Origin of the sequence: Brevibacterium salitolerans (genome assembly GCF_039531405.1) — a bacterium.
Taxonomy (GTDB): domain Bacteria; phylum Actinomycetota; class Actinomycetes; order Actinomycetales; family Brevibacteriaceae; genus Brevibacterium; species Brevibacterium salitolerans.
The window spans coordinates 442,387-465,395 of record NZ_BAAAPZ010000004.1 but is presented as its reverse complement, the minus strand read 5'-3'; the positions used below and the strand labels follow the sequence as shown (position 1 = coordinate 465,395).

General features: G+C 70.6%; 16 protein-coding genes and 1 tRNA gene. 8 read left to right on the top strand and 9 right to left on the bottom strand.

Features of this window, described 5'->3' with window-relative positions; all coding sequences use genetic code 11:
* Nucleotides 1-225: 225 nt before the first annotated feature.
* Nucleotides 226-852: a TetR/AcrR family transcriptional regulator gene (locus ABD240_RS07605; protein WP_344336669.1), complete on the bottom strand. Its 627-nt coding sequence runs from the start codon at nucleotides 850-852 to the stop codon at nucleotides 226-228.
* 82 nt (nucleotides 853-934) lie between these two features.
* On the opposite strand from ABD240_RS07605, the gene ABD240_RS07600 reads away from it, so the two are divergent.
* Complete coding sequence (locus ABD240_RS07600) at nucleotides 935-2,884, top strand: ABC transporter ATP-binding protein (protein WP_344336667.1); 1,950 nt, start codon at nucleotides 935-937, stop codon at nucleotides 2,882-2,884.
* A gap of 81 nt (nucleotides 2,885-2,965) precedes the next feature.
* Nucleotides 2,966-3,388 (top strand): DUF1801 domain-containing protein, encoded by a 423-nt coding sequence (locus ABD240_RS07595; RefSeq protein ID WP_344336665.1) that lies wholly within the window; start codon nucleotides 2,966-2,968, stop codon nucleotides 3,386-3,388.
* A gap of 197 nt (nucleotides 3,389-3,585) precedes the next feature.
* Here ABD240_RS07595 and codB read toward each other — a convergent pair whose 3' ends face one another.
* From codB to ABD240_RS07555, 8 genes are all read right to left on the bottom strand, one after another.
* Nucleotides 3,586-4,944: a cytosine permease gene (codB, locus tag ABD240_RS07590; protein ID WP_344336663.1), complete on the bottom strand. Its 1,359-nt coding sequence runs from the start codon at nucleotides 4,942-4,944 to the stop codon at nucleotides 3,586-3,588.
* Nucleotides 4,941-5,435, bottom strand: coding sequence for a nucleoside deaminase (locus ABD240_RS07585; protein ID WP_291795118.1), 495 nt, complete (start codon nucleotides 5,433-5,435; stop codon nucleotides 4,941-4,943). The genes codB and ABD240_RS07585 overlap by 4 nt, the downstream gene beginning before the upstream one ends.
* A gap of 271 nt (nucleotides 5,436-5,706) precedes the next feature.
* Nucleotides 5,707-7,614, bottom strand: a complete 1,908-nt coding sequence (locus ABD240_RS07580) for a dipeptide ABC transporter ATP-binding protein (protein WP_344336661.1) — start codon at nucleotides 7,612-7,614, stop codon at nucleotides 5,707-5,709.
* Nucleotides 7,607-8,638, bottom strand: a complete 1,032-nt coding sequence (locus ABD240_RS07575; RefSeq protein ID WP_291797592.1) for an ABC transporter permease — start codon at nucleotides 8,636-8,638, stop codon at nucleotides 7,607-7,609. The genes ABD240_RS07580 and ABD240_RS07575 overlap by 8 nt, the downstream gene beginning before the upstream one ends.
* Nucleotide 8,639: 1 nt before the next feature.
* Nucleotides 8,640-9,743 carry an ABC transporter permease gene (locus tag ABD240_RS07570; protein ID WP_291797595.1) on the bottom strand — a complete coding sequence of 368 codons (1,104 nt, stop codon included), beginning with the start codon at nucleotides 9,741-9,743 and terminating at the stop codon, nucleotides 8,640-8,642.
* A 177-nt stretch (nucleotides 9,744-9,920) separates the two neighbouring features.
* The gene (locus ABD240_RS07565) at nucleotides 9,921-11,546 is read right to left on the bottom strand and encodes an ABC transporter substrate-binding protein (protein ID WP_344336658.1); all 1,626 of its coding nucleotides are present in this window, start codon (nucleotides 11,544-11,546) and stop codon (nucleotides 9,921-9,923) included.
* Between the two features lie 508 nt (nucleotides 11,547-12,054).
* Nucleotides 12,055-13,839, bottom strand: a complete 1,785-nt coding sequence (locus ABD240_RS07560) for an alanine/glycine:cation symporter family protein (protein ID WP_344336656.1) — start codon at nucleotides 13,837-13,839, stop codon at nucleotides 12,055-12,057.
* Nucleotides 13,840-14,264: 425 nt separating this feature from the next.
* Nucleotides 14,265-14,348 (bottom strand) — tRNA-Leu (locus ABD240_RS07555).
* A 631-nt stretch (nucleotides 14,349-14,979) separates the two neighbouring features.
* Between ABD240_RS07555 and ABD240_RS07550 the strand changes: the two genes are divergently transcribed.
* Genes ABD240_RS07550 through ABD240_RS07525 form a run of 6 tightly spaced genes read left to right on the top strand, consistent with a single transcriptional unit; the run spans nucleotide 14,980 to nucleotide 22,878 of the window.
* Nucleotides 14,980-15,849, top strand: coding sequence for a DUF3662 and FHA domain-containing protein (locus ABD240_RS07550; protein ID WP_344336654.1), 870 nt, complete (start codon nucleotides 14,980-14,982; stop codon nucleotides 15,847-15,849).
* Nucleotides 15,842-16,375 (top strand): FHA domain-containing protein FhaB/FipA, encoded by a 534-nt coding sequence (locus ABD240_RS07545; protein ID WP_344336652.1) that lies wholly within the window; start codon nucleotides 15,842-15,844, stop codon nucleotides 16,373-16,375. The genes ABD240_RS07550 and ABD240_RS07545 overlap by 8 nt, the downstream gene beginning before the upstream one ends.
* Nucleotides 16,372-18,111, top strand: coding sequence for a PP2C family protein-serine/threonine phosphatase (locus ABD240_RS07540; protein ID WP_291796586.1), 1,740 nt, complete (start codon nucleotides 16,372-16,374; stop codon nucleotides 18,109-18,111). The genes ABD240_RS07545 and ABD240_RS07540 overlap by 4 nt, the downstream gene beginning before the upstream one ends.
* On the top strand, nucleotides 18,108-19,730 hold the full coding sequence (locus tag ABD240_RS07535) for an FtsW/RodA/SpoVE family cell cycle protein (RefSeq protein WP_425547000.1): 1,623 nt from the start codon (nucleotides 18,108-18,110) through the stop codon (nucleotides 19,728-19,730). The genes ABD240_RS07540 and ABD240_RS07535 overlap by 4 nt, the downstream gene beginning before the upstream one ends.
* Nucleotides 19,727-21,196: a peptidoglycan D,D-transpeptidase FtsI family protein gene (locus ABD240_RS07530; RefSeq protein ID WP_344336649.1), complete on the top strand. Its 1,470-nt coding sequence runs from the start codon at nucleotides 19,727-19,729 to the stop codon at nucleotides 21,194-21,196. The genes ABD240_RS07535 and ABD240_RS07530 overlap by 4 nt, the downstream gene beginning before the upstream one ends.
* Nucleotides 21,193-22,878: a protein kinase domain-containing protein gene (locus ABD240_RS07525; protein WP_344336647.1), complete on the top strand. Its 1,686-nt coding sequence runs from the start codon at nucleotides 21,193-21,195 to the stop codon at nucleotides 22,876-22,878. The genes ABD240_RS07530 and ABD240_RS07525 overlap by 4 nt, the downstream gene beginning before the upstream one ends.
* The last annotated feature ends 131 nt before the right edge of the window (nucleotides 22,879-23,009 follow it).

Sequence of the window (23,009 nt, the reverse complement as noted above, 5' to 3'; positions counted from 1 at the left end):
GTCCTGAGAGATGAAGTGTCACCGAAGTCCTGAGGCAGAACTGTCACCAAACTCCTGAGACATCACAACCGGCCGTGCAGGGCGGCCGGTACGCAGACGTAACTTCCAGGAGAGGGCTCCAGGGGTGGGGCTCCAGGAGGGGGCTCCAGGGGTGGGAGCCCCCTCGAAGGCGGTGAGGGGTGGGCCGTGGAAGCTCCCACGTCCCGGGGACGCGGCGGAGAGGCGTCAGAGGGTGTCGAGGAGTGCTGCGCCGGGGTCCGCGGCTGCGGCTTTGAGCAGGGTCCGCATGCCCTGCTCGCGGGCCTCGAAGGCGGACATCCGACCCCCGGCCGGCAGGAACCTCACCGCGTACAGGACTGCCCAGAGGAAGCTCGCGAGCCACTCGGGGTCGACGGCGGGGTCGATGCTGCCGTCCGCCCGCCCACGGAGAAGCGCCGAGGAGATCGCGGCGTCCTCCGGATCCGGTGAGTCGCAGTCCCCGCTGGTCTCCTCGGCCAGATCCGGGGAGATCATCCACCAGGCGAGCACATCGAGCCGGCCCAGCACCTCCCCGCACAGGCGCCGGAACGCCTCCAGCCCCGTCCCCTCGTCGAGACGCGCGTCGTGCACCGCCGCCTGCCACTGCGCAGCGGCGAGCTCGTCGAGGGCCCCCTTGAGTGCGGACCTGTCCGCGAAGTAGCGGTGCAGCGTGCTGCGGGAGACGCCCGCGGCCTCGGCGATCTCCGTCATGGGCGCCTCCGGCCGGGTCGCCAGGAGTTCGATCGCGGCCGTCATGATCGCCGTACGCGTGCGCCTGGCGGTGGGGGTGAGGCCACGCGGCGCATCGCCTGTGGGCGGAGGTGTCTCGGACATGCCCCACAGAGTATTGGACGCCCGCGCAATCACTCAATACACTCCTTGACATAATTGGGACATCTATGTCCCAATTATGTCTATGCCTGACTCACCCCTCCCAGACACCCCCGAAGGCGCCGCATCCCTGAGTTCCTCCCCTGAGCCGGCCACCGCCTCGGGAGCCTCTCCTCCCGCCGACGACCAGCAGACCACTACCCGCGAACGGCTGCGGATCCTCTGGTCCTTCACCCGTCCGCAAGCTCCCCGCCTCGCGCTGGGGCTGCTGCTCTCTCTCGCGGTCTCCGCGATGGCGCTGACCTCGCCCATGGTCACCAAATGGGTGCTCGACTCCCTCGACGCGGGCGCCTCGCTCCGCGATCCGGTCCTGCTGCTGACCGCCCTCCTCGTGGTGGGCGCCGCAGTCGGATGGTTCCAGTGGACGCTCATGGGGCGGGTCGCCGAGGACATCGTCAGGGACGCGCGCCGCCGCATGATCGTGCGCTACCTGGGCGCCCGCGTCTTCGCCCTCCTCTCCCGAGGCCCGGGCGAGCTCGTCACCCGGGTCACCTCGGACACCGTGCTGCTGAACCAGGCGGCCTCCTCCGCGGTGATCGGACTCATCAACGGCTCGATCATGCTCGTGGGCTCGCTGCTCCTCATGGCCACCCTGGATCTCGTGCTGCTGGGGGCCACGCTCCTCGTCGTCGCCGTGGTCTTCCTGCTGTTCCTCGTCCTCATGCCGCGCATCGCCACCGTCGAGGAGCAGTCGCAGGCCGCGCTCTCCGATCTGGGCACCGAGCTCGAGGGCACCGTCCGCGCCATCAAGACGGTGAAGTCCTCCGGCGCGGAGACCCGGCGCCTCACCGCACTCATGAAGCACGTGGACGAGTCCCGCCGCCACGCACTGCGGTCCGTGCGCATCCAGGCCGGGGCATGGGCGATCGCCGGCACCGGGCTGGAGACCGCCGTCATCCTGGTGCTCGCCTTCGGCGCATTCCGCGTGAGCAGCGGCGAGATCACCGTCTCCACGCTGGTGGCCTTCCTGCTCTACGTCTGGGGACTGAGCGGACCGCTCATGGAGCTCACCCAGAACCTCAGCACGCTGCAGTCCGGGATGGCCGCCGCCGGGCGCATCAGCCAGATCGAGCAGCTGCCGCAGGAAGCGCGGGCGCGGGTGAGCGCGCCCGCAGCCCCTCGGACCACCTCCTCGGCCTCCCCCGGCTCCCGCACTCCGGGCAGCGACCGGCCGGGCGCTCCGGACACCGCCGGAGCCGCACCGGCTCCCGCCCCCTCCCCCACAGAGGCGCCGCCCGCCCTGGAGTTCGCCGGCGTCACCGCCGGCTACGACGGGGCGGCAGAACCGGCCGTGCGGAACCTCGACCTGCGCATCCCGGCACGCGGGCACATCGCACTGGTGGGCACCTCGGGGGCGGGGAAGACCACCGTCTTCAACCTGATGATGCGGTTCCTCGACCCGGAGGAGGGGTCCATCCGCCTGTTCGGGCAGGACTACCGGGAGCTCAGCCCCGCACGGGCTCGGGCCTCCTTCGCCTACGTGGAGCAGGAGACGCCCGTGGTCCCGGGCACCATCGGGGAGAACCTCCTGTTCACCAACCCGGAGGCGAGTCCCGAGCGTCTGCGCCGGGTGACGGAGCAGCTGGGGCTGGACACGCTCCTCGCCGGCCTGCCGAACGGGCTCGACACACCGCTGACGGACACCAGCACCTCCGGTGGGCAGAGACAGCGCATCAGCCTGGCACGCGCCCTGCTGGCGGACGCGCGCATCCTGCTCCTCGACGAGGCGACGGCACAGGTGGACGGGATCACCGAGGCCGCGGTGCAGCAGGCGATCGCCGGCGCGGCGGCGGAGCGGGCGGTCGTGACCATCGCCCACCGGCTCTCCACCGTGGCGGATGCGGACGAGATCCTCGTGATGGACGCAGGCAGGATCACCGCGCGCGGCACCCACGCGCAGCTCCTGCAGGGGAACGACCACTACCGCGGCCTGGTGGCCGCGCTCCGGATGAGCACCGAGGCCCCGGCTGTGTGAGACGAGGGCGGCTGCGACGGAGAGCGGTTCTCACGGAGGCAGACGGACCTCACGGAGGAACGGGAGGCATAGGCTGTGCGCATGCCGGCAGAGAAGCAGCCCACCACTGCGCCCACGGGCGCGGACCCGCTCGAGTACGTCCGCACACTGGAGGCGCCGCGCAGGCGCGCCCACGGCGAACTGCTGCTGGAGCTCTACGGCCGCGCCACCGGAGAGCCTCCGGTGATGTGGGGCGAGAGCATGGTGGGCTACGGCAGCTGTGACTACACCTATGCGAGCGGCTGGTCGGGCACCGTCTTCCGGGCCGGCTTCAGGCCCGGCAGGGCGAAGATCTCGCTCTACGGCCTGCCCTCGCACGAGGCCGCCCCGGAGCTCTGGGAGAAGCTGGGCAAGCACTCCCGCGGAGCCTCGTGCACGTATATCAACAAGCCGGAGGACATCGACCTCGACGTCCTCACCCAGCTCATCCGCGTGGGCTGGGAGGGCGGGGACGGCGGCTGCTGAGGCGGCCCCGGGCGGCGGGCAGCAGACGGGAACGCTCCCGTGGAGCTTCCCGTCTGCGGATCCGCCGTCTCTCCCCGCCGTTCGCGGCCGATCCGCAGACGCGAGCGGGCTCACCATCGGTTCCCGTCTGCGTAGCCGGCCGGACGGCCTCAGTGCCCAGCCGGCCGGTCCCTGGCGCAGCCGGCCTGCCGCATCACTCAGCCGGCGAGGGACGACGCCGCGGGTGCCTCGGCCGCCGACCCGTTGCGGCCGGAGGCGTACCTGCCCAGCACCCAGGCGAGCACGAGCGCCACGACGATGCCGTTGAGCGGCGCGATCCCCACGGCGTACTCGTTCGAGAACCATGCGACCACCGCGCCCAGTGCGTAGGGCACGAGCGCCTGCCAGCGCACCTTCTCCGTGAGCGTCTCCAGCGGCGGCTGCCCGTGCCGCCAGCGAGCGATCCAGTCGCCCACCAGCACTCCGCCCAGCGGCGGCACGAACACTCCCAGCAGGCTGAGGTAGCCCACGATGTGCCCCTCCACTCCGGTGAGCGCGAGGACCGTGCCGATCACCACGCCGCCGATGATGTAGGGGCCCTTCCGCTTGTCGCTGGCGATCTCCGCGCCTGCCACGCCGAAGGCGTAGGCCGCATCCGCATTGGACTTCCAGAGGTTGCCGAACAGGAAGAACAGACCCCAGCCGATCATCCCCATGCTGATGAGGAGCGTGGTGAAGTCGCCTTCACCGAAGGCCAGCGCCGCGACCGCGCCGAAGAACACCATGAGCCCGTTGCCCACCACGAAGCCGATCCCGCAGGCCACCACGGCGTGCCGGCCGCTGCGCGCGAACCGCGTCCAGTTGGCCGCCTGCGTGCCGGCGGAGGCGAAGGTGCCCACGATGGTCGTCACGGCCAGTGCCCAGCTCATGGACGTCGCCGGCTCCATCGCGAAGATGCCGGACAGGCCGCCCACCTCCGCGAACCCTCGGAAGGTCAGCCAGACCGCGAGGATGAGGATGAGCGGGGTGGAGATCATCGACACCCAGTACATGCCCTCGTAGCCGAACAGCGCCGTGAGCATCATGAGCCCGGACACCACGATCATGACGATCGCCGGAGCCCACCAGCCGGACCAGCCGAAGGCGAGCGCCGTCATCTGCCCGATCGTGCCGACCGCCACGCCGTACCAGCCCACCTGGGTGCCGCCCAGCAGCAGCGAGGCGAGCTTGGAGCCCACCGTGCCGAAGCTGTAGCGGGACATGACGACGGTGGTCAGCCCCGTGCGGGCGCCGAGGAAGCCGATCGCCGCGACATAGGCGCCCAGCACCAGCGATCCCACCGTGAGCACCAGGAGGAACTCGGAGAAGCGGAACGCCGCCCCCACGGAGGCACCGGCCATGAGGGTGGGGGCGAAGATCGTGAAGCCCACCAGCACCACGGTGATGGAGAAGGCCGAACGCCGGGCCGCCCGCGGCACCGGGGTGAGGGGGTAGTCCGGGTCGACCGGCGCCTCGGAGGCGAGCTGCGCCTCGGAGGCGACCGGCTCCTCGGGCGCGCTCTGCGGTTCGTGCTTCACCGCGCGGCCTTCGCGGTCTCGCCTGCCTCCACGCCGATGTCCTCGCTCCAGAGGGCGGGACGCTCTGCGAGCATCCGCTCCATGAGCGCGAGGCACGCAGGGTCGTCGAGGACGTCCACCTGGACGCCGCGCTCCGCAAGCAGGGCCTCGGACATCTCGAACGTGCGGTTCTCGCCCACGACGATGCGCGGGATCTCGTAGAGCAGAGCGGTGCCGGCGCACATGATGCAGGGCGAGAGGGTGGTGTAGAGGACGCTGCTGCGGTAGACGCTCGCAGGGAGGCGGCCGGCCTTCTCGATGGTGTCCGTCTCACCATGGAGGATGGCGCTGTCCTTCTGGAAGCGCTGATTGTGGCCGGCGGCCAGCACCTCACCGTCATGGACGAGCACGGCGCCGATGGGCACTCCGCCCTCGTCCCAGCTCTTGCGCGCCTGTGCGAGCGCGAGATCCATGAAGCGACGGTCGTCCTCGGGGGTGGGCGTCCAGGGCATGGCGGTTTCCTTCCGTTCGGTTCCGCGTGGATGGGCGCGCCGCGGCGAAGCGGGGCCACAGGTCTCCCGGATGCCGCGGCTCGGTCCACCGGTACGACCACGGACAAGGGTAAGCCCCCGCTCCCGGCGGCTCCTCCACCTGAGTGCCCGCGCTCCCCGGTGCGTCCCGCGCATTCCCGCGCGTCGCCGCCCACCCACCCGCAAGTTACGTCTGCGTAGCGGCCACCCGTCACGGCCGCTACGCAGACGTAACCTACGGAATCCACCACGCTCACCCCGCAGCGCGGAGTGCCCGTGCCACCTCCCGGCGCTGCGCCTGCTCCGCCGGGTCCGGCACCGGCAGCGAGGCGATGAGCCGCTTCGTGTAGTCGTGCCGGGGACTGCGCAGCACCTCCGTGCCCGGCCCCTGTTCCAGCAGCTGTCCGCGGTAGAGCACGCCCACCCTGTCGGAGAGCATGTCCACCACCGCGAGGTCGTGCGAGATGAACAGCGCGGCGAACCGGAACCTCTCCTGCAGCTCGCTGAACAGCTCCAGCACCGCCGCCTGCACGGAGACGTCGAGCGCGGAGGTGGGCTCGTCCGCCACCAGCAGCTCCGGATCCAGCGCCAGACCGCGCGCCAGCGAGCACCGCTGCCGCTGACCGCCGGAGAGCTCGTGCGGATACCGCCGGGCGTACTCCGCCGGCAGCTGCACCGCGTCCAGCAGTTCCGCGACCCGCTTGCGCCTCTCCGCCTCCCGCATCTGAGGGCGGTGCACCGTGAACGGCTCGCCCACGCAGTCCTCGATGGTGAGGTGCGGGTTGAAGGAGGCGGCCGGGTCCTGGAACACGAAGCCGATCCGCTTCCGCAGCGGCCGGAACGCCCTCTCACGGTAGCCCACCATCTCGTGGCCGAACACCGTGAGAGAACCACCCGTGGCCCTGTTCAGGCCCGCGATCGCCCGGCCGATCGTCGTCTTGCCGGAGCCGGACTCGCCCACGAGGCCGAACACCTCGCCCGCGGCGATGTCGAAGTCCACCCCGCGCACGGCGTGGAAGTCCGGCTTGCCTATTCCGCCGGGGAACACGATCTGCAGCCCGCGTGCACGCACCACGGGTTCGCCCCCGCCGGGAGCACCTGCGTCAGGCGCAGTCCCACCGGACTCAGATGAGCGCGGCCCGGCACCGGCCTCGGGCACATCCGCACCCGAGGCGCCGGTCGCCTCACGGGAGCCGGCACCCGCCCCGGTACCGACCTCGGGCGCACCTGCACCACCGGCACCGGCCGCCTCACGGGAGCCTGCCCCGGGCCCGGCACCGGTCCCGGGCGCGCCCTCGCCGGAGCCCGCCCCGGGCTCCCCCGCGCCCTCCACCAGGTCCGACACCTCGGTCACGGACAGGCGCGGCACGGCGGCGAGCAGCTGCTTCGTGTACTCCTCCCGCGGGGCGGAGAACAGCGTCTGCACGTCCGCCGTCTCCACGAGGTCGCCGCGGTACATGACCGCCACCCGGTCTGCGAGGTCCGCGACGACCCCCATGTTGTGCGTGATGAGCACGATCGCGGTGTCCGTCTTCTCCCGCAGCTCGCGCAGCAGGTCGAGGATCTCCGCCTGCACCGTGACGTCGAGCGCGGTGGTGGGCTCGTCCGCCACGATGACCTTGGCGCCCAGGGCGAGCGCCATCGCGATGACGATCCGCTGCTTCTGCCCGCCGGAGAACTGGTGCGGGTAGTAGTCGTACCGGCTCTCCGCATCCGGGATGCCCACCTGCTCCATCGCGGCGACGGCGGCGGCCCGCAGCTCCTTCTTCTTCGCGCCCGGCCGGTGCGCGCGCAGCCCCTCCGCGATCTGCCACCCCACCGTGTGCACGGGGTTGAGCGCGGTGGAGGGCTCCTGGAAGACCATCGAGACATCGGAGCCGCGCAGACTGCACAGTTCGTGGGCCGAGGCCGTGAGCACGTCCGTGCCCGTGAGCACCACCGCCCCACCCACCGTGGCGGTCTCCGGGATGAGGCCCAGGACAGTCCGGGCGGTCACGGTCTTGCCGGAGCCGGACTCACCCACGATGGCGAGCACCTCACCGGCGGCCACCTGCAGGGACAGATCCTTGACCGCGTGCACGTCGCCGCCGTCCGTGGCGAAGGTGACGTCCAGCCCGGAGATGTCCAGGACGGGCCCGTTCGCGTTGCGCCGCTCAGCCATTCGCAGTCTCCTTCTCCGTGCGGACCCTCCGCGAGCGCCGCCGGCGCAGGCGCGGGTCCGCGAGGTCGTTCATCGACTCGCCCACGAGCGTGATGCCCAGGACCGTGAGCACGATCGCCAGGCCGGGGAACACGGCGGTCCACCAGATGCCGCTGGTGACGTCCGCCAGAGCCTTGTTGAGGTCGTAGCCCCACTCCGCCGCCGAGGTGGGCTCGATGCCGAAGCCCAGGAACCCGAGTGCCGCGAGGGTGAGGATCGCCTCGGAGGCGTTGAGGGTGAAGACGAGCGGGATGTTGCGGGTGGCGTTGCGGTAGACGTGCCGCGTGATGATCTTCAGGGACGGCTCGCCCAGCACCTGGGCGGCCTCGACGAACGGCTCGGAGCGGAGACGGACCGCCTCGGAGCGCACCACGCGGAAGTACTGCGGGACGAACACCACGGTGATCGAGATGGCCGCCGCGAACACTCCGCCCACCACGTTGGACTGCCCGCCGGAGATCACGATCGTCATGACGATGGCCAGCAGCAGGGAGGGGAAGGCGTAGATCGCATCCGCGACGACCACGAGGATCCGGTCCAGCCACCCGCCGAAGTATCCGGACAGCAGTCCCAGCGCCACGCCGATGAAGAGGCTCATGACGACGGCCACGACGATGACGAAGACGGCGGTCTGCGTCCCCCAGATCACCCGGGAGAGCACGTCGAAGCCGCCCACCGTGGTGCCCCACGGGTGCTCCGCGCTGGGCGGCTGCTGCGCTCCGAAGTAGCCGTCCGCGTTCGCGAGCTGGTTGTACTTGTAGGGCGCGATGAGGGGCGCGAGCACGGCGCAGAGCACCACCGCTCCCACGATCACCACGCCCGTGAGCAGCATGCCGCGCTGCAGTCCCACCGAGCGGCGGATGTCCCGCACCACCGGCAGCCGCAGGAGGAGGGGCTCACGCCTCACCGCTGCGGCGGGGGCGAGCGCGTCCGTCTCCGCGGCGGAACCGGCACGCGGGTTCTCAGTCCTGTTCTCGTCTGCCATGTCAGTACCTCACTCGCGGGTCGATGAGCGCGGCGATGATGTCCACGATGAAGTTGGTGACGGCGACGACGACCGCCAGCAGCACCACGATGCCCTGCACCGCGACGAAGTCGCGCGCCGTGAGGTACTCCGCGAGCTGATAGCCCAGACCGTTCCATTCGAAGGTGGTCTCCGTGAGCACCGCGCCGGCGAGCATCATCGCCACCTGCATCCCCATGACCGTGATGATGGGGATGAGAGCCGGCCGCAGCGCGTGGCGGGTGACGAGGCGGAACTCGCTCACGCCTCGGGAGCGGCCGGACTCCACGTACTGGGACTCCAGCGTGCCGATCAGGTTGGTCCGCACCAGCCGCAGGAAGGTGCCGCCGGTGAGCAGGCCCAGTGCGACGGCCGGGAGCACGGCGTGGGACATGACGTCCGCGAACGCCGGCATGCTGCCGATCCGGAGTGCGTCGAGCGAGTAGATGCCGGTGGGGGCGACCACGCCGGACATCAGCAGCTCCGTGCTGGACGAACCGCGGCCGGAGACCGGCAGCACCGGCCAGAACGCGCCGAAGATCAGCTTGAGGACGAGGCCCGCGAAGAACACCGGCGTGGCGTAGCCGAGGATCGCGAGGATGCGCAGGACGGCGTCCGGCCAGCGGTCGCGGAACCGGGCTGCGAGCATGCCCAGCGGCACCCCGATCACGAGCGCGACGATCACGGCGTAGAAGACCAGCTCGAGCGTGGCGGTGCCGTGCTGGAGGAGGATCTGCGTGACCGGGCGGCCGTCGGAGATCGCGGTGCCGAAGTCACCGCGCAGCAGCCCGCCCATGTACTCGAAGTACTGGACGAGGAGCGGCCTGTCGTACCCGGCGGCCTCGATCCTCTCCGCCAGCTGCGCCGGGGTGAGGCGGCCGCCGAGCGCTGCGGTGATGGGGTCGCCCGTCACGCGCATGAGGAAGAAGACGAGGGTGGTGAGGATCCAGACGGTGGGGATGATGAGGAGGAACCGGATCACCAGGTAGCGCAGCAGTCCGGAACCGGCGGACTTCCCGGAGGAGACGGGGGCGCCGGGCTCCGGGGCGCCGCCGGCCGCCTCGGGAAGGGCGACTGTGGTTGACATGGGGGCTTCTTTCGGGAGGAGGAAGCGGGCTGGCGGGCGGGGCCGCACCGGCACGCCCGAGGCGGTGGTCCGCGGGGGACCACCGCCTCAGTCGGGTGGCAGACACCCGGTGGAGCACACGCTCAGCACCTCAGCGCCGTGCGGTTCCGGGGCCGGTGCCGCGCGCGGCGGGGCGCCTCACTTGCCCAGCAGCGCCAGGCGGAACTGGAAGGAGGGATCGAGCGCGTTGTCGACGCCCTGCACGTCCGTGCCGGACACCGCGATCTGCTCGCCCTGCAGGAGGGGCACGGTGGAGAGCTGCTCCGCCAGGTCCGTCTGCAGGTCCTCGATGAGGGCCGCGCGCTTCTCCGGGTCCTCCTCGGAGACCTGCTCCACCAGCTTCTCGTTGATCTCCTCGTCGCGGAAGTGGTTGCCGAGGAAGCTCGCGGAGTCCTCGGTGTCGTAGAAGAACGGCACCAGGTAGTTGTCCGCATCGGAGTAGTCCGGGAACCAACCCAGCTGGTAGGCCGGGTAGACGTCCTTGGTGCGGTCCTCCGCGTACTGCACCCACTCCGTCGACTGCAGATCCACGGTGAAGAGGCCGGAGTCCTCGAGCTGCTGCTTGATGAGGGCGTACTCGTCGCCGGAGGACGGGCCGTAGTGGTCCGGGTTGTACTGCAGCTTGAGGTCCACGGGCGTCTCCACGCCCGCGTCCTCGAGGCGCTTCTTCGCTCCCTCGACGTCCGCGCCGCCGTCGTCTGTGAGGTAGGCGTCGGCCACCGCATGGTTGGCACCGGCCAGGCCCTCCGGCACGTGCGAGAGCAGCGGCGTGTAGGTGCCCTTGTAGACCTGGTCCGCGATGCCCTGGCGGTCGATGCTGCCGGCCACCGCCTGCCGGACGGCCAGCGCCTTGTCCTCGTCCGCCTCGTCCGTCTTCGCACCGTAGGGCATGGTGTCGAAGTTGAAGACGATGTAGCGGATCTCGCCGCCGGGACCGTGGTGGACCTCCACCGCGTCGTCGCCCTCAAGGTCCTCGATGTCCGTGGCGGACAGCGAGCGGTAGGCCACGTCGATCGTGTTCTGCGAGATGTCGAGCTTCATGTTGTTGGCGTCGGAGTAGTACGTCATGTTGACGGTCTCCGACTTCGCCGGCTCCAGGCTGCCCTGGTAGACCTCGTTCTTCTTGTAGGAGACGAGGTTGTTGAAGTCGTAGCTGTCGATCCGGTAGGGGCCGGCGAAGGCGTCGCCGTCGACGATCTCCTGGTCCTCCGTGACCGCGTCCGCGGCGAACACGTCCTCATCGACGATCGGCCCGGCCGGCCCGGCGAGCACCTGCGGGAAGGTCTGGTCCGTGGGGCGGTTGAGGTTGAACACCACCGTGGTGTCGTCCGGGGTGTCGATCGAGTCGAGGGAGCCCAGCAGCGAGGAGGGACCGTTGGGGTCGGCGATCTCCTTCTGACGCTCGAACGAGAACTTCACGTCCGAGGAGGTGAGCTCGTTGCCGTTGGAGAAGGTGAGCCCCTCCTTGAGCTTGACCTCGTAGGCGGTGTCCGAGGTGTACTCAGCGGACTCCGCGATGCCGGGCGCCACATCGGCGGTGCCGGGCTGGTACTCCATGAGGAACGGGAAGACCTGCGTCATCACGAAGAAGGAACCGTTGTCGTAGGAGCCGGCGGGGTCGAGTTTGGTGACCTTGTCCGTGGTGCCGACGGTGAGTGTGCCGTCGTCTCCGCCTCCGCCGCCCTCACCCGTGGTCGAGGTGGAGCAGGCGGAGAGGATGAGCGCGCCCGCCAGTGCGGCGGCCGCGAGGGATGTGCGCTTCATACGTCCTTCTCGAGGTCTGCGCCGCACGTGTGTGCGGCGTCACTGTTCTGGAATGTGAGACAGACCATACCTGAGATGCCCCTTCGCGGACCATTCGAGTTCCCTGAATGCGTCACGGAAGCTACCCGCGGGTCACCCCGGGGCGCCGTCGTGAGCGCGACGAAGGCGGCAGCCTCCCGCACGCGCCGGGCCTTGAGCACCGCCCCGTGCTTCCCGTCTCCCGCGCCTCACACTTCACACCCCACACCCCACACGCCACACCCGGAGGTTACGTCTGCGTACCGGCCGTGGTGGGCGGCCGCTACGCAGACGTAACCTACGGAACCCGAGGCCGGGGCCAGGCCCGAGGCCGGGTACAGAGGAGACCGGAAGGGCTCGAGGTGGGGACGGGGGCAGGGGCCGAGGCTGGCCCGAGACTGGAGCTGGCCCGAGGTGGGCCAGGGCCCGAGGCGGGAGCTGGCCCGAGGTGGGGGCAGGGCGGGGCGGCCTCGGGTTCCTCCGCCTCGGGTCACTCGGCGGCGGTGTCGCCCTCGGCGAGACGGCGCCTGCGCTGGCCCGCCCCGCGGCCTCGGCGCGCCTCCTGCACCTTCCTGAACTCCCGGCGGACGGCGCGCTGCCGCTCCTTCACCGCGGTGAGGCGCGCCTTCTCCTCGCGCACCTGCACCCTGGTGGGCTCATGGTTCCGCATGCCCACCTGCAGGTCCTCGGGAATCTCCTCCAGCATCCCGGCACGGGCGCGGGTCCGGTAGCGCAGGATCTCCAGGCGCACGATCCGCGAGAGGAAGTAGATGCCCAGCAGGTTCGGCACCGCCATGAGGAACAGCATCGCGTCGGAGAAGGCGATGACGGAGCTGAGGGAGGCCGAGGCGCCCAGGACGATCGCCAGCACCCACGCCACCTGGAAGATCTTGTCCGCCCTCCGGCTCTCACCCGTGAGGAAGCCGACCGCGCGCTGCCCGTAGTAGGCATAGGCGAGGATCGTGGAGAAGCCGAACAGGATGACGCACACCGTGAGCAGCGTGCCGAACCACGGGGTGACGGAGGAGAAGGCGCTCGTGGCGAGCTGCACCCCGGCCTCGTCCGAACCGTCCGTCTCCACGTCGTAGAGGCCGGATGTGATGATGGCCAGAGCGGTGAGCATGCAGATGATCATGGAGTCGACGAGCGGCTCCCACATGGCCGTGTAGCCCTCCGTGGCCGGGTCGGTCGTCTTGGACGCCGAATGCGCCATCCCGGCGGTGCCGACGCCGGCGACGTTGGAGAACAGCGCGCGCTGGATGCCCACGATCGCCACGCCGACGATGCCGCCGGCGACCCCCTCACCGGTGAAGGCCCCCTCGAACATGAGGACGAACGCCCCCGGCAGATTCTCGATGTGCACGAGGATGACGGCGACGGCCCCCACGAAGTAGAGGACCGCCATGAGAGGGGTGATGGCCGAGGTCCAGTCCGCGATCTTCCTGATGCCGCCCAGGATCACGAACCCGGTGAGGACCGCGATGAGCACTCCGACGATCCAGAGCTTGTCCGCGAGCCAGCTGGAATCCCCTCCCGTGGCGCCTACGACGGCCGCGGTGACCTGGTTCGCCTGGAAGAGGTTGCCGGCGCCAAACACTCCGATGAGGGTGGCGACGGCGTAGAAGATCGCGAGGAACCTCCCCAGCCTGGGCCTGCCGATCTCCTTGAGACCATCTCGCAGGTAGTACATGGGACCACCGGCCACACGGCCGTCCGCCTCGATGCGCCGGTACTTCACGCCCAGCGTGGCCTCCGCCATCTTCATGCTCATGCCGAAGAAGCCGAACGCGAAGATCCAGAGCGCCGCACCGGGACCGCCGATCGTGATGGCGACCGCGACACCGGCGATGTTCCCCAGGCCCACGGTGCCGGAGAGCTCCGTGGCGAGGGCCTGGAAGGACGAGACCTCGCCGGGGTCCGTCTTGCGCGTGGCCTTCCCCCGGATCACCCGCAGGGAGTGCTTGAGGCCTGTGATGGGCTGGAAGCGCAGGTAGACGGTGATGAACACCGCAGCGACCATCAGCCAGAGGACGATGAGCGGGAGGCCGAAGCCGCCCGGCAGGGGGAGCTCGTAGAAGACGACGGCCGAGAGCGCATCCGCGACCGGTCCGAAGTAGGTGTCGATCGCGCCGTCGACGCCGCCGGCGAGGATCTGGTCGCCGGTGGCCGGATCTCCGGCGACCGGGCTGTCCCCGGCGGCCGGGCTGCCTCCAGCGACCGGGTTCACGGCGAGGGGAGCATCGGCCTGGGAAGTGGGAGCTGTGTCGGTATCCATCTGTATGGGCGCGGGGTAGCGATACGGCCGGAGTGTCGGTCCGGCATCGGCGCCTGTCCTGAACAGTAGCAATCCGCCTTGCGCTCAGCGCCCGCATGGCAGGACATCTAAGTCCGCAAAATGGGATGGGTCCACATATCCGCTGGTGAGAGGCACTGGGATCCCATGAGGAATTGAGTGCCTCAGGTCACTCCACCGTCACCCTCCTGTCACCCGCACGGACACACGAGCGAAGAGCGGACCCTGAGCCGGGAGGGCCTCGGGGACGAAGTCGAGGATCCGGGAGACACACGCGGGACGACTCGCCAGACCAGCACCCCTCGGGGCGGATGGCGGCACACAACCGTCCTCGGGGCGGATGGCGACGCACCCCTGCCGGAGACGCGAAGAAGGCCCCGGATTCCTCCGGGGCCTTCCGCTCACTGTGCGCGAGGGGGGACTTGAACCCCCACGACCTTGCGATCACTGGCACCTGAAGCCAGCGCGTCTACCAATTCCGCCACTCGCGCAAACAACGAGATTGAACATTACCAGCGCCCGGAACGGAGCGCCAACCGGAGAGCCGTGACCTCCCTCACATGCATGCGGGCGGGTTCGCTCACGGGCGCTCTCACCGGAAACACCGCCCACCGCAGCGCTTTCCACGCCCACGTGTCGCACCTTTGCACGGTGTGCATAGGCGTGCACATGCGCACAGCATGCAAAGGTGCGACACGTGCGGAGCAACGAACCCGCGAGGCGCCCTCCCACGCACTCAGCTCGCCTGGACCGCGCTCTCATAGTGAGGTCCTAGGCTCATCGCGTTAGCATGGAGTGCTGACGTGTCGCTCTTCCCGCGGTAGTGCGCTCGACATCCGGCCGTGGTCCGCCCAGGACCTGCCCCGCACGCGCCCTCCGGCGCCGGCGGCCCGGCCGCCTGTCGGACCTGCTCCGCGGCGAGGGGCGAGCGGCCCCGCTGGAGCTGAGGGAACGCACGCGCACACCGGCCACCCGCCGGCGGGCGCACCGGGCCTCCCGCTCCAGCGGAGACCGAGCCGGCAGGGAAGCGGATCGACGGACGGAGTTCGGCCCGCCCCGGCCTCGGAAGCATTGCACGGACGACAGCCCCCGGCTGTCCACAAGGTGAAGGAAGGAGGCCGCGTGGGAGTTTTCGACGCCTTCGAGAAGGGCATCGACCGCGTTGTGAACGGCGCCTTCGCCAAGGCCTTCCGCTCACAGGTGGAACCCGTCGAGCTCGCCTCGGCCATCCGCCGGGAAGCGGACAACCGCGCCGCCGTGGTCTCCCGCGGTCGCACCCTCACGGCCAACGCCTACGCGGTGGAGCTGTCGAACGCGGACTTCGAACGTCTGGAGCCGGTCTCCTCCGAACTCCGCCAGGACCTCCGGCAGGTCGTGGGCGAGCACGCCATCGAGCAGGGCTACAGCTTCGTGGGCCCCGTCTCCGTCACCTTCGAGGTGGCCGACGACCTGGACACCGGGATGTACCGCGTCCGCGCCGCCACCCGCCGACCCGACGGCTCACCCGCCGCACAGCCGGCCAACCGCGGCGGCTACGATCCGCCGTCCCGCTCCAACCCCGTCGTGCCGGAGGAGTACGCCGCTCAGTCCGGTCCCACACCGATCTCCAGCGGCGGCCACCCGGTCCAGCCCGCGGCGCCCGCCGTGCAGCCCTCCCCCGGCCGCCCCCGAGGCGCTGCCCCCGCCGCCCGCCCGGCACCGGCGCCCAGCGTCTGGGTGAACGGCGCTCAGCACAGGCTGCAGCCGGGCACCACCGTGTTCGGCCGCTCCGCCAACAGCGCGGACATCGTCATCGACGACCCCGGAATGTCCCGGCGGCACTTCGAGATCACCGTCTCCGGGCCTCGCGCCACCGCCACAGATCTGGGCTCCACCAACGGGACCCTCGTGGACGGCCGGCCCATCACCTCGATCGCCCTGTCCGACGGCATGGTGCTGACTGCCGGCGACACCCCTGTCACCTACTCCGAGGCGGTCACCTTCAGTGAGTGAGTTCACCGTCACAGTGCTGCGGTTCGCCCTGTTCGGGCTGCTCTGGCTCTTCGTCTTCCTCATCGCCGGAGTGCTGCGCCAGGACCTGTTCGGTCCCCGCGTCCCGCGCAACCGCAGCGCCCGCAGGAAGGGACGCGCCGCCGCGGAGTCGCCCGTCGCCGCGGCGATGTCCGGCGGCTCCCGCGCCTCCGCGCCGGTGCAGCCCGGTGCGCCTCCCGCCGGAGGCGGCTACACGGCCTCGCCCACGCTCGTCCTCACCTCCGGCGCGCAGGCCGGGATGTCCCTCATGCTCGGGACGGGCCAGCTCACGATAGGCAGAGCGGAGGACTGCGGCCTCATCATCGACGACGACTACGCCTCCTCCCATCACGCCCGGGTCTATCCCCAGGCCGGCTCCTGGGTCCTCGAGGACACGAACTCCACGAACGGCACCTACGTGAACGGCGCGCGTCTCACCGCGCCCGTCCGGCTGGGCCCCGGCAGCCGCTTCACCATCGGGAGCACGACGATGGAGCTGCGCGCGTGAGCGGCGCAAGTGGGCCCAGGCCTCCGGTGTTCCGCTTCGCAGCGCGCTCGGACACCGGTCTCGTCCGCAAGAACAACCAGGACTCCGGGTACGCCGGGGCGCACTTCCTGCTGATCGCGGACGGCATGGGCGGCCACGCCGGCGGCGACGTCGCCAGCGCCATCACGGTCTCCCGCCTCACGTTCCTCGACGAGCCGGATGCGCCCGCCGACGATCTCGAGACCCTGCGCAACGCAGTGCTCGCCGCCAACGAGCAGATCATCCGCGCCGTCCAGGAGCGGCCGGAGCTGGCCGGGATGGGCACCACCGTGTCCGCGCTCCTGCAGTCCGGGGACAGGCTGGCGCTGGCCCACATCGGCGATTCCCGCGGCTTCGTCATGCACAAGGGCGAACTCAAGCAGGTCACCCACGACCACACCTTCGTGCAGATGCTCGTGGACGAGGGGCGGATCTCCCCCGAGGAGGCGGAGACCCACCCGCAGCGCAGCGTCGTCATGCGGGTGCTGGGCGATGTGGGTGCTGCGCCGGAGCTCGACCTCTCCTTCCACGAAGCCATCCCCGGCGACCGCTGGATGCTCTGTTCCGACGGCCTCACCGGTTTCGCGAGCCTCGAGGACATCCACGAGGCCCTCGCCACCATCGAGGACCCGGGTGAGTGCTGCGAGAAGCTCATCTCCCTGGCCCTGGCCGGCGGCGGCGCGGACAACGTCACCGTCGTGGTGGGCGATGTCCTGGACCCGGCGGCGGACGTGGACATCGACGACTTCGGCGAGGCCGTGGGCAGCGTGCGGATCAACCCCGCCTACGCGCTGCTGGGCAGCACCGGCCCGGAGGAGTCGGACGTCGACACCGGCCAGTACGACGTCATCCTCGACAGCACCCACGACGTCCCGACCGCGGAGGTGCCGATCGAGGACGTCGCCACGCAGCCGCTCGACGCCCACCACATCACTGCGGGCTCCGCAGCCGCGGGCGCCTCACCCGAGGGCTCGGTGACGGCAGCGGGCGTGCCGGAGGACCTGCCGGCAGCCGCGGACGCCGGCACCGCGGAGGACACGGAGGCCGGCGAGGCCTCCACCCGTGAGCTGGCCCCCGCCGCCGGCGCGGCCGGGGACGAGACGGCGGACGCAGGGACGGACTCCGCCGGCACCGCCACGGAGTCCCGCCGCTCCCGCCGCCGGCGCAGGCGCTCCGCCGATCCGGACGACGACCTCGCCGACTGGGGCGAGGAGCCTCCGCGGCCCCGGCGACGCTGGGGCGGTGCCGTCATCACCCTCGTGGTGGTGCTGGCGGTGGCGGCAGCGGCCTTTGCCGGCTGGCGCTATGTCCAGTCGCAGTACTACGTGACGGAGAACGAGGGCCACGTGGCCGTCTACCAGGGCCTGCCGCAGACCCTGGGCCCGATCGAGCTCTCCAGCCTCGAGGAGGACACCGAGGTGTCCGTCTCCTCCCTCTCCACCTTCTCCCAGCAGCGCCTCACCGCGACGATCCCCGCGAACTCGCGTGACGCGGCCCTCGCCGTCGTGGACACCTTCCGCGCGGAGGCCGAGCGGAACGCGCTCTCCAGCGACGGACAGGCCTCCGAGGCGGAGTCCGAGGACCCGGCGCCCTCACCGTCGCCCACAGAATCGCCCGGAGGCGACGTGAGCGGCGGGGTCGCCGACGAATCGGGCAGCGGCACCCGCGGCGCCTCCTCCGCGATCTCCCCGGTGGAGGACGAGGGGGCGACCCGATGACGCTGAGCCCCTCGCAGACGGAGACCCCCGCTCCCTCCGCCGAGGCGACGCGGAGGCGCACACGGAGCCGGATGACGGAGCTGCTCCTCATCCTGCTCGCCGTCGTCATCTCCGCCGGCGCCTACATCCTCACGAGCATGGGCGCGGAGGGGGAGGTCCCCGCCAACGCCTACACCTACACCGCCTGGCTGGCCGTGCTGGGGCTCGGTCTGCACGCCGTGGTGTGGTGGCGGGCCTCGTACGCGGACCCCGTCCTCGTGCCCATCGCCGTGCTGCTCAACGGCGTGGGCCTGGCGATGATCTACCGGATCAACATCGCGAAGCCGGACAGCTCCTCCTCCGCGGACAACCAGCTCATCTGGATGACGCTGGGCACCGTGCTGGCGGCCCTCGTCCTCGTGTTCCTCCGGGACCACCGGCTCCTGCGCCGCTTCACGTACACGTGCGGCCTCGCCGCGCTCGTCCTCCTCCTGCTCCCCCTGGTCCCCGGTCTGGGCACCACCATCAACGGCGCCCGGATCTGGATCCGCCTCGCGGGCATGTCGTTCCAGCCCGGCGAGATCGCGAAGATCCTGCTCGCGATCTTCTTCGCCGGCTACCTCGTGAGCTTCCGCGACCAGCTGGTGCTCGCCGGCCCCAAGATCCTGGGCATCCGCTTCCCGCGCCTGCGGGACATGGGGCCCATCCTCATCGCCTGGATCGCCAGCGTGGGCATCCTCGTGTTCGAGCGCGACCTGGGCACCTCGCTCCTCTTCTTCGGCATGTTCGTCGCCATGCTCTACATCGCCACGGCCAAGAAGACCTGGATCTTCCTGGGGCTCGGCATGTTCGGCGTGGGCGCGTTCATCGCCTCGCGGATCTTCTCGCACGTGGGCCAGCGCATCGACGGCTGGTTGAATGCGCTCTCACCGGAGGAGTTCAACAAGTCCCCCGGCGGTTCGTACCAGCTGGTCCAGGGCCTCTTCGGCATGGCCGACGGCGGCATGCTGGGCAACGGCCTCGGCCAGGGCAGGCCGCAGGTGGTCCCGTACGCGGAGTCCGACTTCATCTACGCCTCGCTCGGCGAGGAGCTGGGGATGATCGGGCTGTTCGCCCTCCTCATGCTCTACGTCCTCCTCTTCGCCCGCGGGATGAAGATCGCGGATCAGACGCGCGACGGCTTCGGCACCCTGTTCGCCGCAGGCATCTCCTTCACGATCGGCCTGCAGTGCTTCATCGTGATCGGCGGGGTCACGCGGCTCATCCCGCTCACCGGTCTCACCACCCCGTTCATCGCCGCCGGCGGCAGCTCCCTCGTGGCGAACTGGATCATCATCGGCCTCCTTCTGCGCATCTCCGACAACGCCCGGCGTCCGCAGGAGGAGTTCCACACCGGCGTGCTCAGCTTCGTCGCGGACGATCTGGACAAGCCGGAGCCGGAGAAGCCCGCTGCCGAGGCGCCCTCCGGTGCCCAGCACCGGCAGGTCACCGCGCCGGCGGCCTGGGAGGGTTCCGAGGCCCTCACCGAAGCCCGCCCCGCAGTCCGCGGCCGCTTCCCCGCACCGGCCGACGACTCGCCCACCCAGGCCCGCCCCGCCGTCGGTGACGACGGCCCCCACCCGAACGGAGGAACGCGATGAGGAAGCCCCTTCGCCATGTGGCGCTGGTGGGTCTCGTGATGTTCGCCCTGCTGTTCGGCTCCACCAGCTACGTGCAGTTCTTCTCCGCGAAAGCGCTCAACGAGGACCCGCTCAACTCCCGGTCGTTCTATGCGGAGCTCACCCGCGAACGCGGCGCCATCCTCGTGGACGGCACGCCCATCGCCTCCTCCGTGCCCACGGACGACGCCTACAAGTTCCAGCGCACCTACGGGGGCGAGGGCCTGCCGGCGGAGCAGTACGCCTCGCTCACCGGCTACTTCTCGATCGCCTCCGGCAGCAGCGGGCTGGAGCGGACGGAGAACGGCCTGCTCAGCGGCACGGACGACGCACTGTTCTACGACCGCGTCCGCAGCGTGTTCACGGGCGAGGAGCCCATGGGCGCCGCCGTGGAGCTCACCATCGACCCTGAGGCGCAGCGGGCGGCCTGGGAGGGCCTCGGCGGACAGCGCGGCGCCGTCGCCGCGCTCAATCCCAAGACCGGTGAGATCCTCGCGATGGTCTCCACACCGGGCTGGGACCCCAACGCGCTGGCCTCCCATGACACGGAGACGGCCCAGAACGCCTACAACAGCCTCATCGACGACGAGGCGAACCCCGCGTTCAACCGCGCGATAGGCGGCAACCTCTACCCGCCCGGGTCCACCTTCAAGATGATCACCGCGGCGGCGGCCCTGGAGTCCGGCGACTACACGAAGGACTCCGAGCTGGACGCCCCGGACGTCCTCTCCCTCCCGCAGACCAGCGCCACCATCCGCAACGCGGGCGGAGCCTCCTGCGGCGGGGGCGGCAAGGCGACCCTGGAGCACTCCCTCGTCGTCTCCTGCAACACCTCCTTCGCCCAGCTGGGCATGGATCTGGGCGCGGACGCACTGGACGAGCAGGCCCGGAAGTTCGGGTTCGGCCAGGACATGGAGATCCCGCTGCGGGTGACCCCGTCCTCGTTCCCGGCGGACCCCAACCCGCCGCAGACGGCACAGTCCGCTCTGGGCCAGTTCGAGGTCCGTGCCACGCCCCTGCAGATGGCGATGGTCGCCTCCGGCATCGCCAACGACGGTGTCGTCATGCAGCCGCAGCTCATCGACAACGTCCGCAACTCGCGCACCCTGGACACCATCTCGGAGTCCCGCCCGCATGAGTTCTCCCGCGCGCTCAGCGGGGACAGCGCGGAGCAGATGCAGGAGATGATGGTGGAGCAGGTGCGCTCCGGCACGGGACAGGTCGCGCAGATCCCGGGTGTGGACGTGGGCGCCAAGACCGGCACCGCCCAGCATGCGGAGGGTGCTGCCCCGCATGCCTGGTTCACCTCCTTCGCCCCGGCCGACGATCCCGAGATCGCCGTGGCCGTGGTCGTGGAGAACGGCGGCAACGCCGGCAGCGAAGCGTCAGGTGCCCGCGTCGCAGGGCCCATTGCGAAATCGGTCATGGAAGCGGTGATAGGCGAATGAGGCCCCAGCCCGGCACGGTCCTAGGAAACAGGTACGAGCTCACCGCACGCATCGCCGTGGGCGGCATGGGCGAGGTGTGGCGCGGCCGCGACAGCGTCATCGACCGCGAGGTGGCCGCGAAGATCCTCAAGGAGGAGTACCTCACCGACCAGGGCTTCCTCGCGCGCTTCCGGGCCGAGGCCCGCAGCATGGGCGCGGTCTCCGATCCCGGCATCGCCGCCGTCTACGACTACGGCGAGGAGAACGGCTCCCCGTACCTCGTCATGGAGTACGTGCCCGGTGAGCCGCTGTCCGCGCTCATCGACCGCAACCGCGTGCTGCCGGAGAACGACGTCCTGGAGCTCGCCGCGCAGACGGCGCAGGCCCTCGACGCCGCGCACCGCGCCGGCGTGGTCCACCGCGACATCAAGCCGGGCAACATCCTCGTCACCCCGGACTTCCGGGCCAAGATCACGGACTTCGGGATCGCCCGGGTGGCGGACCAGGCGCCGCTGACCAAGACCGGTCAGGTCATGGGAACCGCGCAGTACCTCGCTCCGGAGCAGGCCACCGGCAAGGGCTCCACGCCCAAGTCCGATCTCTACTCGCTGGGCATCATCATGTACGAGGCGCTGGCCGGGCAGCGGCCCTTCACCGGCGACTCGCAGGTGGCGATCGCGATCGCCCAGGTGAACAAGCCGGCTCCGGACCTGCCGGACACCGTCTCCGAGCCCGTGCGCAGGCTCGTGTCCTCCCTCCTGCGGAAGAAGCAGGACGAGAGGCCGCCCTCCGGCGCCGCGCTGGCCACCGCCGCCCGCTGCCTCATCGCCGGTGACGTGGCCGGAGCGGAATCGGCGGTGCCGCAGATGGCCGCCCAGGCCGCCACCGCCTCGGAGGCCGTGACCCGGGTCTTCAGCGAGCCTGACACGGGCGCCACCCGCGTCATGGCTCCGCACCAGGCGCAGGCCGCTCCGGAGCCGTCCGGCGACACCCGCGCCCTCCCCGTCCAGCAGGACGGGGAGCTGGCGGAGGAGGAGAAGTCCTCCGGCTCCATGAGCACCGGCATGAAGTGGACGATCGGCGTCCTCGCCGTGCTCGTGGCCGCAGGTCTGATCTGGGTCCTCTTCCTGCTGTTCGGTCCGCGGGGAGAGGCGGAGCCGGAGCCCGCGCAGACCGGTACGCCCACGGCCGAGGCCACGCCGGAGACCATCACGCTGAGCCCGTCCGACTACATCGGGCTGTCCGAGGCGAGCGCCACGAGCAACCTCGAGCAGCTGGGCCTCGAGGTCCGGAGCGTGAACGTGGCGTCCGACCGTGCCGAGGGCACCGTCTCCGACGTGCGCGAGGGGAACAACGGCTACGAGTTCACCGAGGGCGAGACGGTGACGATCGAGGTCTCCGCCGGTCCCGCACAGGACGGGGGCTCGGGATCCGGCAGCGGTGACTCCGGCTCGGGGTCCGGTTCGGGCTCCGGCAGCGGTTCAGGAAGCGGCTCCGGAAGCGGCTCAGGCTCAGGCTCCGGGAACAACGGAGGCGGCTCCGGGAACGGCGGCGGGGGGTCCGACAACGGGAACACGCAGCCTGATCCGGAACCCAGCGCCCCCGACAACGGTGGGCAAGAGGGCAACGGTAACGGTAACGGTGATTCAGAAGACGACACCGGCAGCGAACAAGACCCCGACCTCGGCAGCGGGGGCGAGTGATGATGCGCCCCACCCGCCCCGGCCTCGGCGCGCCCGGCCCACAGCGGCCCGGCCTGCGCCGCCGTCTCGACCACACTTTCGATTTTCATACGCATTCTGCACACACGAGCGGCACACCGCCGCTCTGGGAG

What these genes read in the sequence shown, in the direction of transcription:
- ABD240_RS07605 (WP_344336669.1), bottom strand. Translation starts at nt 852, where the DNA reads ATGTCCGAGACACCTCCGCCCACAGGCGATGCGCCGCGTGGCCTCACC.
- ABD240_RS07600 (WP_344336667.1), top strand. Translation starts at nt 935, where the DNA reads ATGCCTGACTCACCCCTCCCAGACACCCCCGAAGGCGCCGCATCCCTG.
- ABD240_RS07595 (WP_344336665.1), top strand. Translation starts at nt 2,966, where the DNA reads ATGCCGGCAGAGAAGCAGCCCACCACTGCGCCCACGGGCGCGGACCCG.
- ABD240_RS07585 (WP_291795118.1), bottom strand. Translation starts at nt 5,435, where the DNA reads ATGCCCTGGACGCCCACCCCCGAGGACGACCGTCGCTTCATGGATCTC.
- ABD240_RS07580 (WP_344336661.1), bottom strand. Translation starts at nt 7,614, where the DNA reads ATGGCTGAGCGGCGCAACGCGAACGGGCCCGTCCTGGACATCTCCGGG.
- ABD240_RS07575 (WP_291797592.1), bottom strand. Translation starts at nt 8,638, where the DNA reads ATGGCAGACGAGAACAGGACTGAGAACCCGCGTGCCGGTTCCGCCGCG.
- ABD240_RS07570 (WP_291797595.1), bottom strand. Translation starts at nt 9,743, where the DNA reads ATGTCAACCACAGTCGCCCTTCCCGAGGCGGCCGGCGGCGCCCCGGAG.
- ABD240_RS07565 (WP_344336658.1), bottom strand. Translation starts at nt 11,546, where the DNA reads ATGAAGCGCACATCCCTCGCGGCCGCCGCACTGGCGGGCGCGCTCATC.
- ABD240_RS07560 (WP_344336656.1), bottom strand. Translation starts at nt 13,839, where the DNA reads ATGGATACCGACACAGCTCCCACTTCCCAGGCCGATGCTCCCCTCGCC.
- ABD240_RS07535 (WP_425547000.1), top strand. Translation starts at nt 18,108, where the DNA reads ATGACGCTGAGCCCCTCGCAGACGGAGACCCCCGCTCCCTCCGCCGAG.
- ABD240_RS07530 (WP_344336649.1), top strand. Translation starts at nt 19,727, where the DNA reads ATGAGGAAGCCCCTTCGCCATGTGGCGCTGGTGGGTCTCGTGATGTTC.
- ABD240_RS07525 (WP_344336647.1), top strand. Translation starts at nt 21,193, where the DNA reads ATGAGGCCCCAGCCCGGCACGGTCCTAGGAAACAGGTACGAGCTCACC.